The organism is Streptomyces sp. NPDC017202 (assembly GCF_044331705.1).
In the GTDB taxonomy this organism is placed as follows: Bacteria; Actinomycetota; Actinomycetes; order Streptomycetales; family Streptomycetaceae; genus Streptomyces.
This window is the reverse complement of record NZ_JBIRNP010000016.1, coordinates 141,513-156,244: the sequence shown is the minus strand read 5'-3', so window position 1 is coordinate 156,244 and position 14,732 is coordinate 141,513. Positions and strand designations below refer to the sequence as shown.

General features: G+C 71.5%; 16 protein-coding genes. 12 read left to right on the top strand and 4 right to left on the bottom strand.

The features are described from left to right. Positions 1 to 168 precede the first annotated feature (168 nt). The 3 genes from ACH4N1_RS26565 (at position 169) to ACH4N1_RS26555 (ending at position 2,577) form a co-directional block, all read left to right on the top strand. Entirely contained in the window at positions 169 to 525 is a 357-nt protein-coding gene (locus tag ACH4N1_RS26565) for a hypothetical protein (protein ID WP_398100729.1), read from the top strand. A gap of 97 nt (positions 526 to 622) precedes the next feature. Further along, a complete protein-coding gene (locus ACH4N1_RS26560; RefSeq protein WP_398100738.1) occupies positions 623 to 1,729 on the top strand; it encodes an amidohydrolase family protein in 1,107 nt (368 codons plus the stop codon). Between the two features lie 104 nt (positions 1,730 to 1,833). After that, positions 1,834 to 2,577 carry a nucleotidyltransferase gene (locus tag ACH4N1_RS26555; protein WP_398100727.1) on the top strand — a complete coding sequence of 248 codons (744 nt, stop codon included), beginning with the start codon at positions 1,834 to 1,836 and terminating at the stop codon, positions 2,575 to 2,577. 70 nt (positions 2,578 to 2,647) lie between these two features. On the opposite strand, the gene ACH4N1_RS26550 is transcribed toward ACH4N1_RS26555, so the two are convergent. The 3 genes from ACH4N1_RS26550 to ACH4N1_RS26540 all read right to left on the bottom strand — a co-directional run bounded on the left by ACH4N1_RS26550 (position 2,648) and on the right by ACH4N1_RS26540 (position 5,497). Continuing rightward, positions 2,648 to 3,658, bottom strand: a complete 1,011-nt coding sequence (locus tag ACH4N1_RS26550; RefSeq protein WP_398100726.1) for a heme A synthase — start codon at positions 3,656 to 3,658, stop codon at positions 2,648 to 2,650. A 56-nt stretch (positions 3,659 to 3,714) separates the two neighbouring features. Next, positions 3,715 to 4,485: an ABC transporter permease gene (locus ACH4N1_RS26545; RefSeq protein WP_398100724.1), complete on the bottom strand. Its 771-nt coding sequence runs from the start codon at positions 4,483 to 4,485 to the stop codon at positions 3,715 to 3,717. 88 nt (positions 4,486 to 4,573) lie between these two features. Then, a complete protein-coding gene (locus tag ACH4N1_RS26540; RefSeq protein ID WP_398100723.1) occupies positions 4,574 to 5,497 on the bottom strand; it encodes an ABC transporter ATP-binding protein in 924 nt (307 codons plus the stop codon). A 241-nt stretch (positions 5,498 to 5,738) separates the two neighbouring features. On the opposite strand from ACH4N1_RS26540, the gene ACH4N1_RS26535 reads away from it, so the two are divergent. From ACH4N1_RS26535 to ACH4N1_RS26500, 8 genes are read left to right on the top strand one after another with little or no spacing between them, the layout of a single operon-like run. Then, entirely contained in the window at positions 5,739 to 6,506 is a 768-nt protein-coding gene (locus tag ACH4N1_RS26535; protein WP_398100721.1) for a helix-turn-helix transcriptional regulator, read from the top strand. After that, positions 6,503 to 7,924 carry a Fe-S cluster assembly protein SufB gene (gene sufB, locus ACH4N1_RS26530; RefSeq protein ID WP_398100720.1) on the top strand — a complete coding sequence of 474 codons (1,422 nt, stop codon included), beginning with the start codon at positions 6,503 to 6,505 and terminating at the stop codon, positions 7,922 to 7,924. The genes ACH4N1_RS26535 and sufB overlap by 4 nt, the downstream gene beginning before the upstream one ends. A 58-nt stretch (positions 7,925 to 7,982) precedes the next feature. Further along, positions 7,983 to 9,164: a Fe-S cluster assembly protein SufD gene (sufD, locus tag ACH4N1_RS26525; protein WP_398100718.1), complete on the top strand. Its 1,182-nt coding sequence runs from the start codon at positions 7,983 to 7,985 to the stop codon at positions 9,162 to 9,164. After that, on the top strand, positions 9,161 to 9,481 hold the full coding sequence (locus ACH4N1_RS26520) for a non-heme iron oxygenase ferredoxin subunit (RefSeq protein WP_363091199.1): 321 nt from the start codon (positions 9,161 to 9,163) through the stop codon (positions 9,479 to 9,481). Before sufD ends, ACH4N1_RS26520 begins: the two co-directional genes overlap by 4 nt. Before the next feature lie 7 nt (positions 9,482 to 9,488). Continuing rightward, on the top strand, positions 9,489 to 10,253 hold the full coding sequence (gene sufC, locus ACH4N1_RS26515) for a Fe-S cluster assembly ATPase SufC (RefSeq protein WP_398100716.1): 765 nt from the start codon (positions 9,489 to 9,491) through the stop codon (positions 10,251 to 10,253). Continuing rightward, positions 10,250 to 11,506, top strand: coding sequence for a cysteine desulfurase (locus ACH4N1_RS26510; RefSeq protein WP_398100714.1), 1,257 nt, complete (start codon positions 10,250 to 10,252; stop codon positions 11,504 to 11,506). Before sufC ends, ACH4N1_RS26510 begins: the two co-directional genes overlap by 4 nt. 39 nt (positions 11,507 to 11,545) lie before the next feature. Next, a complete protein-coding gene (gene sufU, locus ACH4N1_RS26505) occupies positions 11,546 to 12,016 on the top strand; it encodes a Fe-S cluster assembly sulfur transfer protein SufU (RefSeq protein WP_398100712.1) in 471 nt (156 codons plus the stop codon). Beyond that, entirely contained in the window at positions 12,013 to 12,345 is a 333-nt protein-coding gene (locus ACH4N1_RS26500) for a metal-sulfur cluster assembly factor (protein ID WP_037743875.1), read from the top strand. The genes sufU and ACH4N1_RS26500 overlap by 4 nt, the downstream gene beginning before the upstream one ends. Before the next feature lie 115 nt (positions 12,346 to 12,460). Here the strand turns inward: ACH4N1_RS26500 and ACH4N1_RS26495 are convergent, their stop codons facing one another. Beyond that, complete coding sequence (locus ACH4N1_RS26495; RefSeq protein ID WP_398100711.1) at positions 12,461 to 13,291, bottom strand: AbfB domain-containing protein; 831 nt, start codon at positions 13,289 to 13,291, stop codon at positions 12,461 to 12,463. A 407-nt stretch (positions 13,292 to 13,698) separates the two neighbouring features. On the opposite strand from ACH4N1_RS26495, the gene dapD reads away from it, so the two are divergent. Continuing rightward, positions 13,699 to 14,682 (top strand): 2,3,4,5-tetrahydropyridine-2,6-dicarboxylate N-succinyltransferase, encoded by a 984-nt coding sequence (gene dapD, locus ACH4N1_RS26490; RefSeq protein WP_398100710.1) that lies wholly within the window; start codon positions 13,699 to 13,701, stop codon positions 14,680 to 14,682. Positions 14,683 to 14,732: the final 50 nt, after the last annotated feature.

The following is a 14,732-nucleotide window of genomic DNA, read 5'->3' as shown; positions in this document are numbered from 1 at the left end:
GCGGGGTGGACCCCCTACCTGCGGTGGGTCCCCCCCCCGGCGCCTCGCACCCCTTCTTTACCCCCCCCCCCCCGCCCCCCCCCCCCGGGCCGGGGGGGGGGGGGGGGTCCCACCCCCCCCCCCCCCCGGCCGTCGCCGTTCGATCTACCCGTCGGTAGCATCCTGGCCATGGCAGACACCAAGCAGGTTGACGAGACCGCGGACGCCAAGCGGGCCGCGAAGGCCGAGCGCACGGCGACCCGCCTCGCCAAGCGGATCAGCACCTTCTCCCAGGCGCACGGCGGCGCCGAGGGCCAGGTCGCCCACCTCGGCGAGCGCGGCGCCCGGATCGTGCTCGTCGGCGAGGACGGCGGCTGGGGCGACCTCGTGGCGCCCAGCGTGGAGATCGCCGCCAAGGCGGTCGAGAAGTCCGGGATCACCGTCCACGAGAACTTCGACGGCGAGTTCGCCGCCAAGGTGACGACCGGCCCCTACGAGTGGACCCGGATGGCCGGCATCCAGGTCGGCGGCCCGCGCAACACCTGAGCAACACCTGACGCCGGGTTCACCCGTTAGGACGTGTGAGGAGCACACCGAGCACACGGTCCAGCCGCGGGAGTCCCGGATGATCGAAACACCGTCCCTGGCGGACCCACCGTCCCTGGTGGACCAGTACTGCCACGGCGTCCTGAGGACGGAGCTGGGCCTCGGCACCTTCGAGGCCCAGCTGGCCCGCACCGAGGGGCCGCCCGCGCCCGGCACCACCCTGTTCGACACCCAGACCGGCTTCGCGGTACGCCGCTGGTGCCCCCCGCTGCTCGGCCTGGAGCCGCACTGCCCGCCCGCCCGCTACCTCGCCCGCCGCCGCGAACTGGGGGTGCCGGAGGCGAGCCGCCGGCTGCTGCGCGGCAGCGGCATCACCACCTACCTCGTCGACACCGGCCCGCCCGGCGACCTCACCGGCCCCGACGAGATCGCCTCGGCCGGCGAGGCCGAGGCCCGCGAGATCGTCCGGCTCGAACCGCTGGCCGAGCAGGTCGCCGACACCTCCGGCACCGTCGAGTCCTTCCTCGCCAACCTCGCCGAGGCGGTGCACGGCGCCGCGGCGACCGCCGTGGCCTTCACCTCGGTGGCCGGCACGCGCCACGGTCTCGCCCTCGCGCCCGAGCCGCCCGGACCGGGCGAGGTCCGGGGCGCGGCGGGCCGCTGGCTCGCCGGGCGCCGCGCCGGCGAGGAGGTGGACGACCCCGTGCTGCTGCGGCACCTGCTGTGGATCGCCGTCGCCGCGGGGCGGCCGCTCCAGCTCCACGCGGGCCTCGGCGAGCCCGGCCCGCGCGGCGACCGCACCGACCCCGTCCTGCTGACCGACTTCGTCCGCGCCACGGCCGGCCTCGGCACCGACCTGGTCCTGCTGCACGGCTACCCCCACCACCGGCAGGCCGCCCATCTCGCCGGCGTCTTCCCGCACGTCTACACCGACTCCGGGGCCGCCCTCGTCCGCACCGGCGCCCGCGCGGCGACGGTCCTCGCCGAGATCCTGGAGCTGGCCCCCTTCGGCAAGATCCTCTTCTCCAGCGGGGCCCGCGGACTGCCCGAGCTGCACGTCGTGGGCGCCCGCCTGTTCCGCGAGGCACTGGGACGGGTGCTCGGCGGCTGGGTGGCGGAGGACGCGTGGTCGCTCGCGGACGCCCGGCGGGTGGCGGGGCTGGTCGCGGCGGGGAACGCGCGGCGGGTCTACGGGCTGGGATGAAGCGAAGGCCCCACCGGCCGGAGCGTGCCCCACCGGCCGGAGCGTGCCCCACCGGCCGGAGCGTGCCCCACCGGGCGGGGCGGATGCCGTACCAGACTGGGCGGATGCAGACCGAAGCCCTGCTCGACCGCTTCCTGGGCGCCTTGGCGCCCCTCGGACCCCTCGCCGTCTGGGCGCACGGCTCGCTCGCCGGCGGCGACCACCAGGAGGGCCGCAGCGATCTGGACCTGATCGCGGTGCTGCCCGGACCCGTGCGGCCCGGCACGGTGTGGCGGGTGGCCGTCCTGCACCAGGGGCTGCGCGCCGACCCGCTCGCGGCGAAGCTGCACTGCAGCTACCTGACCCCGGCCACGGTCGCGGACTCCGGGCACCGGCACCTGACCTGGGCGCACCAGGAGCTGATGCGCCGCCCGGTCACCCCCGTCACCCGCCGCGAGCTGCACACCTTCGGGCGGGTCCTGCACGGCGGCGCCCCGGGCGGGCTGCTGCCGGAGGTGCCGGACCGCGAGTTGGCGGAGTTCGTGGTGTCCGACCAGCGGGACTTCTGGCGGCCCGCCGTGGACAGGGCGCAGCTGTGGACGCGGGACGTCTGGGTCGACATGGGCCCGGTGACCTTCGCGCGGGCGACGGTCACGCTGCGGGAGGGGCGGCTGATCTCCAAGCGCGAGGCACTGGAGGAGCTGCCCGGCCTCGGGGCGCCCGCCGAGATCGTCGAGGACATCCGACGGCGCCGCTACGGCGGGCCCGCTCCCGTCCCCTCCGGGGAGGGGTGGCGGGTCCGCAGGGCCGAGCTGGTGCGCGGCTGGCTCGGACCGGCGATCGACGCCCTGGTGGCGGCGTACGCCTGAGCCGGGGACACGGGCCGGGAGCGGTCACGTACGGATGCCGTGAGGCGTCACGCGCGGGTGCCGGGAGGCGTCAGGCGTGGCTGCCGACGGTCGCCTCCGCCGTCGGCCCCGGCCGGTCGAGCACCGTGTCCGGGCGCTCGCGCAGGGACAGCAGGACGCGCAGGACCGCGATCCACACCAGGCAGGAGCCGAGCATGTGCAGGCCGACCAGGACCTCGGGGAGGTCCGTGAAGTACTGGACGTAGCCGATGACGCCCTGGGCGAGGAGCACCAGGAAGAGTTCGCGGGTGCGGTGCAACGGGCCCGCGGGGGCGTCGACCGCCTTGAGGACGAACCACAGGGCGAAGGTCAGCGTCACCACGATCCAGGCGAGCACGGCGTGCAGCTTGGACACGGTCTCCCAGTCCAGCGGCATGCGCGTGACCTCGCTGGAGTCGCCCGCGTGCGGACCGGCCCCGGTGACCACCGTGCCGACCGCGATCAGCAGTACGGACGCGGCGACCAGGAACCACACCAGCTGCCGCACGGACTGGCCGACCAGCGGCTCGGGCGCCCCGTCGCCTTCCCGGGTGCGCTGCCACATCACCGCGGCGACCGCGATCAGCGCCGAGGAGAGCAGGAAGTGGGCCGCGACCGTGTACGGGTTCAGACCCACCAGCACGACGATCCCGCCGAGGATCGCGTTGCCCATCACGACCCAGAACTGCGCCCAGCCCAGCCGGGTGAGGCCGCGCCGGTACGGCTTCTGCGCGCGGGCGGCGACGATCGCCCAGCCCACCGCGGCGCACAGCACGTACGTCAGCATGCGGTTGCCGAACTCGATGGCGCCGTGGACGCCCATCTCGCTGGTCGAGGTGAGCGAGTCGGCGGTGCACTTCGGCCAGGTCGGGCAGCCGAGGCCGGAGCCGGTGAGTCGGACGGCACCGCCGGTGACCACGATGATCACCGACATCACGAGCGCGGCGAGGGCCGCCCGCTGGACCGTCCGGGGGGCGGGGGTCCAGCGCGCGGCGATGAAGGCGAGGGGGTTGCGCACGGCTGCTACGGCGTCGGCGCGGGTCACGTTCGGCACGCCGTCCATCGTAAGGGCCCGCTTGTGCACGCTTTCACGAGGGTCCCGGGCGGACCCGGAGCGGGTCATTCCCAGCGGAAGAACCGGCCGGCCGCGGCCAGCCCCAGGGCCGCCCACACGGCGAGGATCCCCAGGTCGCCCCACGGCATCGCGGCCCCGTGCCGGAGCACGTCCCGCAGTCCGTCCGAGAGCGCCGAGATGGGCAGCAGGGCGAGCACGTCCTGGGCGCCCGGGGGGAACTTCTCCAGCGGCACGATCACCCCGCCGCCCACCAGGAGCAGCAGGAACACCAGGTTGGCGGCGCCCAGCGTGGCCTCCGCCCGCAGCGTGCCCGCCATCAGCAGACCGAGGCCCGAGAAGGCCGCCGTGCCGAGGACCAGCAGCAGCAGTACGGCGAACGGGTTGCCGTGCGGCGACCAGCCCAGCGCGAAGGCGATCACCGTGAGCAGGGCGACCTGGAGGACCTCCGTGACCAGCACGGCGAGCGTCTTCGCGGTCATCAGCCCCCACCGGGGGAGCGGGGAGGCTGCCAGCCGCTTGAGCACGCCGTAGCGGCGCTCGAAGCCCGTGGCGATGGCCTGGCCGGTGAACGCCGTCGACATCACGGCGAGCGCGAGGACGCCGGGGGTCAGGAAGTCGACCGCCTCGCCGGCGCCGGTGTCGATGATGTCCACCGAGCTGAACAGCACCAGCAGCAGGGTCGGGATCACGACGGTCAGCAGCAACTGCTCACCGTTGCGCAGGAGCATCTTCGTCTCCAGCGCCGCCTGGGCCCTGATCATGCGGGGCAGCGGCGCGGCCCCCGGCTTCGGCGTGTACGTACCGGTGGCCGTCATGAGCGCAGCTCCTTGCCGGTCGGCTCGAGGCCGTGTCCCTCCGGGGGGCGACCCCCGGACCCCCGGCCGGTCGTGTGGCGGGCGGGAATCATGAGCGCAGCTCCTTGCCGGTCAGCTCGAGGAAGACGTCTTCGAGGGTGTGCCGTTCCACCGAGATCCGGTCCGGCATCACTCCGTGCTGGGCGCACCACGAGGTCACCGTGGCCAGCATCTGCGGGTCGACCTTGCCGGTGATCCGGTACGAGCCCGGTGTCGGTTCGGCGGCCTCGCTGTCGGCGGGCAGTGCCTTGAGTAGGGAGGTCACGTCCAGACCGGGGCGGCCGTTGAAGCGGAGGGTGTTCTCGGCGCCGCCGCGGCACAGCTCCTCGGGGGAGCCCTGGGCGACGACCCTGCCCGCGTCGATGATCGCGACGTCGTCGGCGAGCTGTTCGGCCTCGTCCATGTGGTGCGTGGTGAGGATGACCGAGACCCCGTCCGCGCGCAGGTCCCGGACCAGGTCCCAGGTGGCGCGGCGGGCCTGCGGGTCCAGGCCGGCGGTCGGCTCGTCGAGGAACACCAGTTCCGGGCGCCCCACCACGGCCATCGCGAGCGCGAGGCGCTGCTGCTGGCCTCCGGACAGCCGCCGGTACGTCGTGCGGCCGCAACCGCCCAGCCCCAGCCGCTCGACGAGCGCGTCCACGTCCAGCGGGTGCGCGTGCAGCCGGGCGACGTGCCGCAGCATCTCGTCGGCCCGCGCCCCCGAGTAGACGCCCCCGGACTGGAGCATCACCCCGATGCGGGGGCGCAGGTCGGAGGCCTGTCCCACCGGGTCGAGGCCGAGGACGCGCACGGTGCCGGAGTCCGGTCTGCGGTAGCCCTCGCAGGTCTCGACGGTGGTCGTCTTGCCGGCGCCGTTGGGGCCGAGCACGGCCGTCACGCCCGCTGTGGCCACCAGGTCGAGGCCGTCCACCGCGGTCTTCGTGCCGTACCGCTTCACCAGGGCCTGGACCTGGACCACGGGCTCGCTTCGCATGGGTCCAGAGTCTAGGTTCGCGCGCGGGCGCCCGGACGGGCGGGTGCGGGAAGCCACCCGCCGGCCCTCCTGCGCGGGGCCCGGGACGCCGCCGGTCCCGCGGGTGGGGCGAGATGGCCGTTCCGGCCGGCCGGAGATCGTTCGCGCAGGTCAGATTAGGTTCACCTAAGTGACGCAGGGCACCGGGCGGTGATCCGGACGCGGCTTGCCTGCCTCCGAGGAATTACGCAACAATGGCGTTGTGAAAAACGTCGGCGAGGCTCGGGAGACCCCCGAGGGGACCCCTCAGGAAGAGCTGGCGACCGGTGAGCGCTCCACGCGCAACCGCGTCGCGCGCTCCATCCTGGACCACGGGCCGTCGACCGTCGCCGAGCTGGCCGGACGGCTGGGGCTCACCCAGGCCGCCGTGCGCCGGCACCTGGACGCGCTGGTCGCCGACGACGTCGTGGCGCCGCGCGAGCAGCGGGTGTACGGAGCGCGGACGCGCGGGCGTCCCGCGAAGGTCTTCGCCCTCACCGACTGCGGCCGCGACGCCTTCGACCAGTCGTACGACAAACTCGCCGCGGACGCCCTGCGCTTCATCCAGGAGCGGTTCGGCGGGGACGAGGCCGTCGCCGCCTTCGCCCGCGCGAGGATCGCCGAACAGGCCGCCGGCTACCGCCGGGCGATCGAGGCCGCCGGACCCGAACAGCGCACCCAAGCCCTGGCCAAGGCCTTGAGCGCCGACGGGTACGCTGCTACGGCGCGCAGCGCACCGGTCGGCGAGCAGCTGTGCCAGCACCACTGCCCCGTCGCCCACGTCGCGGAGAAGTTCCCCCAGCTCTGCGAGGCGGAGACCGAGATCTTCTCCCAGCTGCTCGGAACGCACGTCCAGCGGCTGGCGACCATCGCGCACGGCGACGGCGTCTGCACGACGTTCATCCCCGGGATTTCCCACACGACTGATCACCGCACCGATCACACCACCGATATCGCATCTGCAAGCACGGCCGGGAGGAACCCCGCATGACTCTCCCCACGGAGACTGCCCACCCCGAACTCGAGGGACTGGGTAAGTACGAATACGGCTGGGCCGACTCCGACACGGCCGGCGCCTCTGCGAAGCGCGGCATCAACGAGGACGTCGTCCGCGACATCTCGGCGAAGAAGAACGAGCCGGAGTGGATGACCAAGCTCCGCCTCAAGGGTCTGCGCCTGTTCGAGAAGAAGCCCATGCCGAACTGGGGCTCGGACCTGTCGGGGATCGACTTCGACAACATCAAGTACTTCGTGCGCTCCACGGAGAAGCAGGCGGAGTCCTGGGAGGACCTGCCCGAGGACATCAAGAACACGTACGACAAGCTCGGCATCCCCGAGGCGGAGAAGCAGCGCCTCGTCGCCGGTGTCGCGGCCCAGTACGAGTCCGAGGTCGTCTACCACCAGATCCGCGAGGACCTGGAGGAGCAGGGCGTCATCTTCCTCGACACCGACACGGCGCTGAAGGAGCACCCGGAGCTCTTCAAGGAGTACTTCGGCACCGTCATCCCGGTCGGCGACAACAAGTTCGCGTCGCTGAACACCGCGGTGTGGTCCGGCGGCTCCTTCATCTACGTGCCGAAGGGCGTGCACGTCGAGATCCCGCTCCAGGCCTACTTCCGCATCAACACGGAGAACATGGGCCAGTTCGAGCGGACCCTGATCATCGTCGACGAGGGCGCCTACGTGCACTACGTCGAGGGCTGTACGGCGCCGATCTACAAGTCGGACTCGCTGCACTCCGCGGTCGTCGAGATCATCGTCAAGAAGAACGCCCGCTGCCGTTACACGACCATCCAGAACTGGTCGAACAACGTCTACAACCTGGTCACCAAGCGCGCCGTCGCCTACGAGGGCGCGACCATGGAGTGGATCGACGGCAACATCGGCTCCAAGGTGACGATGAAGTACCCGGCCGTCTATCTGATGGGCGAGCACGCCAAGGGCGAGACCCTGTCCATCGCCTTCGCGGGCGAGGGCCAGCACCAGGACGCCGGCTCCAAGATGGTCCACATGGCGCCGAACACCTCCTCCAACATCGTCTCGAAGTCCGTGGCGCGCGGCGGCGGCCGCACCTCCTACCGCGGCCTCGTCGAGATCGGCGAGGGCGCGCACGGCTCCAAGTCCAACGTGCTGTGCGACGCGCTGCTCGTGGACACCATCTCCCGCTCCGACACGTACCCGTACGTGGACGTCCGCGAGGACGACGTGTCCATGGGCCACGAGGCGACCGTCTCCAAAGTCTCCGAGGACCAGCTCTTCTACCTGATGAGCCGCGGCCTGAGCGAGTTCGAGGCGATGGCGATGATCGTGCGCGGCTTCGTCGAGCCGATCGCCAAGGAACTGCCCATGGAGTACGCCCTCGAGCTCAACCGGCTGATCGAGCTCCAGATGGAAGGCTCGGTCGGCTAAGCGCCGGCCGCCGTATCCATCAAGCCACTCACGTAAGAAAGCGAGCAGACCGACAGCCATGGCTGAGGCTCAGAATATTCCGGTGGGCAGCACGACCGCCGGCCAGATCGCGGTGGCCGCCGAGTCGACCGTCGCCACGCGCATGAGCGCGCCCGCGTCCTTCGACGTGGCGGACTTCCCGGTCCCGCACGGCCGCGAGGAGGAGTGGCGGTTCACCCCGCTGGAGCGGCTGCGCGGCCTGCACGACGGCACCGCGGTCGCCACCGGCGACGGCGTGAAGATCGACGTCGACGCCCCCGAGGGCGTCGTCGTCGAGACCGTCGGCCGCGACGACGCCCGCCTCGGCAGGGCGGGCACCCCCGTGGACCGCGTCGCCGCCCAGGCGTACTCGGCGTTCGAGAAGGCCGGCGTCGTCACCGTCCCCAAGGAGACGGTCCTCACCGAGCCCATCCGCATCACCGTGCACGGCGAGGGCGGGGTCGCCTTCGGCCACCAGGTGATCGAGCTGGGCGCCTTCGCCGAGGCCGTCGTCGTCATCGACCACACCGGTGACGCCGTGCTGGCCGCCAACGTCGACTACGTCCTCGGTGACGGCGCCAAGCTGACCGTCGTCTCCGTCCAGGACTGGGACGACAAGGCCGTGCACGTGGCCCAGCACAACGCGCTGATCGGCCGGGACGCCACCCTCAAGTCGTTCGTGGTCACCTTCGGCGGCGACCTCGTACGGCTGCACCCGCGCGTCGCCTACGCCGGCACCGGCGGCGAGGCCGAGCTGTTCGGCCTGTACTTCACCGACGCCGGCCAGCACCAGGAGCACCGCCTCCTCGTCGACCACAACACCCCGCACTGCAAGTCGAACGTCGCCTACAAGGGCGCGCTCCAGGGCGACGGCGCCCACGCGGTGTGGATCGGCGACGTCCTCATCGAGGCCAACGCCGAGGGCACGGACACCTACGAGATGAACCGCAACCTGGTTCTCACCGACGGCGCCCGCGTCGACTCCGTGCCCAACCTGGAGATCGAGACCGGCGAGATCGTCGGCGCCGGCCACGCCTCCGCCACCGGCCGCTTCGACGACGAGCAGCTGTTCTACCTGATGGCCCGCGGCATCCCCGCCGACGACGCCCGCCGCCTGGTGGTCCGCGGCTTCTTCGCCGAGCTGGTGCAGCAGATCGGCGTCGCCGACATCCAGGAACGCCTCCTCGCCCGGATCGACGAGGAGCTGGAGGCGTCGGTCTGATGACGTTCGTACGCGCCTGCGGGCTGGGCGAGCTGGAGGAGAACACCCCCAAGCGGGTGGAACTCGACGGCACGCCGGTCTCCGTCGTGAAGACGGAGGGGGAGGTGTTCGCGATCAACGACATCTGCTCCCACGCGAACGTCTCGCTCTCCGAGGGCGAGGTGGAGGACTGTCAGATCGAGTGCTGGCTGCACGGCTCCGCCTTCGACCTGCGCACCGGCAAGCCGTCCGGTCTTCCCGCGACGCGCCCCGTCCCCGTATACCCCGTAAAGATCGATGGGGACGACGTGCTCGTCTCCCTCACCCAGGAGTCCTGAGGCACCCATGGCAACGCTTGAAATCCGAGACCTGCACGTCACCGTCGAGGCCGACAACGCCACGAAGGAGATCCTCAAGGGTGTCGACCTGACCGTGAAGCAGGGCGAGACGCACGCCATCATGGGCCCCAACGGCTCGGGCAAGTCCACCCTCGCCTACTCGCTCGCGGGTCACCCCAAGTACACGATCACCGGGGGCACCGTCACCCTCGACGGCGAGGACGTCCTGGAGATGTCCGTCGACGAGCGCGCCCGCGCCGGCCTGTTCCTGGCGATGCAGTACCCGGTCGAGGTCCCCGGCGTCTCGGTCTCCAACTTCCTGCGCACCTCCGCCACCGCCGTCCGCGGCGAGGCCCCCAAGCTGCGCACCTGGGTGAAGGAGGTCCGGGAGGCCATGGAGCGCCTCAACATGGACGCGTCCTTCGCCGAGCGCAACGTCAACGAGGGCTTCTCCGGCGGTGAGAAGAAGCGCCACGAGATCCTCCAGCTGGAGCTGCTCAAGCCGAAGGTCGCGATCCTCGACGAGACGGACTCCGGTCTGGACGTCGACGCCCTGCGGATCGTCTCCGAGGGCGTGAACCGCGTCCGCGAGACCGGTGAGGTCGGCACCCTGCTGATCACGCACTACACGCGCATCCTGCGCTACATCAAGCCCGACTTCGTCCACGTCTTCTCCGGCGGCCGCATCGTCGAGTCCGGCGGCGCCGAACTCGCCGACAAGCTGGAGAACGAGGGCTACGAGGTTTACACGAAGGGTGGCGTATCCGCGTGACGCAACTGCCGGGCCTCCTCGACACAGAGGCGATCCGCAAGGACTTCCCGATCCTGGACCGCGTGCTCCACGACGACCGGAAGCTCGTGTACCTGGACAACGCGGCGACCTCGCAGAAGCCGCGCCAGGTGCTGGACGCCCTGAGCGAGTACTACGAGCGCTACAACGCCAACGTCCACCGTGGCGTGCACGTCCTCGCCGAGGAGGCCACGGCACTGTACGAGGGCGCGCGCGACAAGGTCGCGGAGTTCATCAACGCGCCCAGCCGCGACGAGGTGATCTTCACCAAGAACGCCTCGGAGTCGCTGAACCTGGTCGCGAACATGCTGGGCTGGGCCGACGAGCCCTACCGCGTGGACTCCGAGACCGAGATCGTCATCACGGAGATGGAGCACCACTCCAACATCGTGCCGTGGCAGCTGCTGTCGCAGCGCACGGGCGCGAAGCTGAAGTGGTTCGGTCTCACCGACGACGGCCGCCTCGACCTGTCCAACATCGACGAGATCATCACGGAGAAGACGAAGATCGTCTCCTTCGTGCTGGTGTCGAACATCCTGGGCACGGTCAACCCGGTCGAGGCGATAGTGCGCCGCGCCCAGGAGGTCGGCGCCCTGGTGTGCATCGACGCCTCGCAGGCCGCGCCGCACATGCCGATGGACGTGCAGGCCCTCCAGGCCGACTTCGTGGCCTTCACCGGCCACAAGATGTGCGGCCCGACCGGCATCGGCGTCCTGTGGGGCCGCCAGGAGCTGCTCGAGGACCTGCCCCCGTTCCTGGGCGGCGGCGAGATGATCGAGACGGTGTCGATGCACTCCTCGACCTACGCGCCGGCTCCCCACAAGTTCGAGGCGGGCACCCCGCCGATCGCGCAGGCGGTCGGTCTGGGCGCGGCGATCGACTACCTGTCCGCGATCGGCATGGACAAGATCCTCGCCCACGAGCACGCGATCACCGAGTACGCGGTGAAGCGGCTCGGTGAGGTTCCCGACCTGCGGATCATCGGCCCCGCCACGGCCGAGGAGCGCGGCGCCGCGATCTCCTTCACGCTCGGTGACATCCACCCGCACGACGTGGGCCAGGTCCTCGACGAGCAGGGCATCGCGGTCCGGGTCGGACACCACTGCGCGCGCCCCGTCTGCCTGCGCTACGGAATTCCCGCGACCACGCGAGCGTCGTTCTACCTGTACTCCACGCCTGCCGAGATCGACGCGTTGGTCGAGGGCCTGGAGCACGTACGGAACTTCTTCGGCTGAGGGGCGTGACGACGACGATGGGACGCGAGGTTAGCTGACGTGAAGCTGGACTCCATGTACCAGGAAGTCATCCTGGACCACTACAAGAACCCGCACGGGCGGGGCTTGCGGGACGGCGACGCCGAGGTGCACCACGTCAACCCGACGTGCGGCGACGAGATCACCCTGCGGGTGAAGTACGACGGCACGACCGTCGAGGACGTCTCGTACGAGGGGCAGGGCTGCTCCATCAGCCAGGCCTCGGCCTCCGTGCTGAACGAGCTCCTCGTCGGCAAGAGCGTCTCCGAGGCGCAGAAGATCCAGGAGACCTTCCTGGAGCTGATGCAGTCCAAGGGCAAGGTCGAACCGGACGACGCGATGGAGGAGGTGCTGGAGGACGCGGTCGCGTTCGCCGGTGTCTCCAAGTACCCGGCACGGGTCAAGTGCGCCCTCCTCAGCTGGATGGCGTGGAAGGACGCGACGGCCCAGGCGCTGGGCGCCGACGCCGACGTCGAAAGGAAGACGGCATGAGCGAGACCGTTGAGATGAAGCCGGCCTCCGAGGAGGAACTCCGCGAGGCGCTGTACGACGTCGTCGACCCCGAACTGGGCATCGACGTCGTCAACCTCGGGCTGATCTACGGCATCCACATCGACGACGCGAACATCGCGACGATCGACATGACCCTGACCTCCGCGGCCTGTCCGCTGACGGACGTCATCGAGGACCAGGCGAAGTCCGCCACGGACGGCCTGGTCAACGAGTTGCGCATCAACTGGGTCTGGATGCCGCCGTGGGGCCCGGACAAGATCACGGACGACGGCCGCGAGCAGCTCCGCGCGCTCGGCTTCAACGTCTGAGATCCGCGGTACCCCCGCGGTACCTCCGCAGCACCACAGAACGGCGACGTCCGCGAGGACGTCGCCGTTCTGTCGTGCGCCGTTCTTCCGTGTGTGGTTCTTCCGTGTGTGGGCCCTACGCCAGCCCCTCCACGAGTCGGAAGGCGGAGTCGGCGGCGTACTGACCGCCGTTCTGGTACCGCTGCAGCTTCACCTGGAAGCTCTGGTGGCGCAGGAAGTACCCCGGGAAGTTCGCCGACTCCAGCATGACCGCGCCGGAGCCGGCGGCACGGGCGCAGAAGGTGGCGTCCTGCCGGAACAGCGAGGATCCGTCGTCGGGTTCCGCGCGCAGCACGAAGTCGCGGTGGCGCAGATAGGTTCCGTCGGACGTGCGGAACGACAGACACGAGCCGCTCGCCAGACCGCTCACCACGGTGAAGGTGGCGTCCGCACGGAACTCCGCGCCGCCGGCCGCTTCGAGCCGCACCTGGCCGCCGCCCACCCGCCAGTACCGGTCGGGGTAGTTGACGGACCGCACCGACCGCCGCACGGTCACCGGCCGGGGATCGGAACCGCCCCCGCCGGCCGAGGCCGAGGGGAAGGGCGGAGCCGGAGGGCGCGGCGAGGAACTGCCGCCGGGCGACGGCGACGAGGAGGCCGACGCGGACGGCGAGGCACCGGCCCGCGCGGCCGCCGCCGAGGGCGAACCGCTCACCGGGGGCGAGGCGAAGGAGATGAGCCCCGGCGACGTCTCCTTGTCGGACATGGTCCGCCCCGCCCGGGCGGCCGACTGCTCGTCGGACGGCCGGTCGGTGAGCGAGACGGTGGCGACGCAGGCCACGACGGTCGCGACGGCGAGGACGCCGGCCACCCACAGCCGCCGCGTCCCGGGTATCCGGGAGGTGTCCGGAGCCCAGCCGTTCTCCCAGGGATGCTCCGGAGAAGGCCGGGACCTGTTGTCTGGCATGCGCTGTTCCTCCAGCGGCGCCCGAAGGGCGAACACGGCTGCGACGGCCCGGTGTTTGAACGGTGAAACAGTAGCGGAACCGGCGGCTCTCGAGCAGGCGTTTGGGTGAGCGGTTTCCCTGACGGGTTCCGGGTGCGGTGGGGGACCGGAACGATGGGCTGGACGAGCCGGACGAACCGGGGTCGGCCGGGTGTCTGGACCGGCGGGAGCGGCCGGGCCGGCCGGGTCGGCCTGGGTGGCCGCCGGGCCCGGACCGGGGTGGCCGTCGGGGCCCGGAACACCGGGAGCAGGGCCGTGGCACGCCCCCGTCGGCGGCCCCGCACGCCGCGCCGCCGCTTCCCGCCCGCCACCTGAGACACCGCCCCGCGGGTTGGCCTCCACCCGTTCCCGCCGGTTAGGTTTCCCTCATGACCGACACCACTCGCACCACCGGCGCCGCGGCCGCCGGCCTCGCCACCCTCGCCGCCGACGGCACCGTTCTCGACACCTGGTTCCCCGCCCCCCTGCTCACCGACGAGCCCGGCCCGTCCGGCACCGAGCGCCTGTCCGCCGAGAAGGCCGTGGAACTGCTCGGCGAGGGAGCCGCCAGGGCGATCGGCCCGGACGCCCGGCGAGGCGTCGAAGTGGTCGCGGTCCGCACGGTCATCAGCTCCCTCGACGACAAGCCGATCGACACGCACGACGCCTACCTGCGCCTGCACCTGCTCTCCCACCGCCTGGTCAAGCCGCACGGCCAGAGCCTGGACGGCATCTTCGGCCTGCTCGCGAACGTCGCCTGGACGTCCCTCGGCCCGGTCGCCGTGGACGACATCGAGAAGGTCCGGCTGAACGCCCGCGCCGAGGGCCTGCACCTCCAGGTCACGTCGATCGACAAGTTCCCGCGCATGACGGACTACGTGGCCCCGAAGGGCGTCCGCATCGCCGACGCCGACCGTGTCCGCCTGGGCGCGCACCTGGCCGAGGGCACCACGGTCATGCACGAGGGCTTCGTGAACTTCAACGCGGGCACGCTCGGCACGTCGATGGTCGAGGGCCGCATCTCCGCGGGCGTCGTGGTGGGCGACGGCTCGGACATCGGCGGCGGCGCCTCCACGATGGGCACCCTCTCCGGCGGCGGCAACGTGATCATCGCCATCGGCGAGCGCTGCCTGATCGGCGCCGAGGCCGGCGTCGGCATCGCCCTCGGCGACGAGTGCGTGGTGGAGGCCGGCCTGTACGTCACGGCGGGCACCCGCGTGACGATGCCCGACGGCCAGATCGTCAAGGCCCGCGAACTCTCCGGCGCCTCCAACATCCTGTTCCGCCGCAACTCCGTGACCGGCACGGTGGAGGCCCGTCCGAACAACGCGGTGTGGGGCGGTCTGAACGAGATCCTGCACAGCCACAACTGACATCCCGACACCCCGGGCCGGGGCCCGTACCGCGGACACCCGCGGTACGG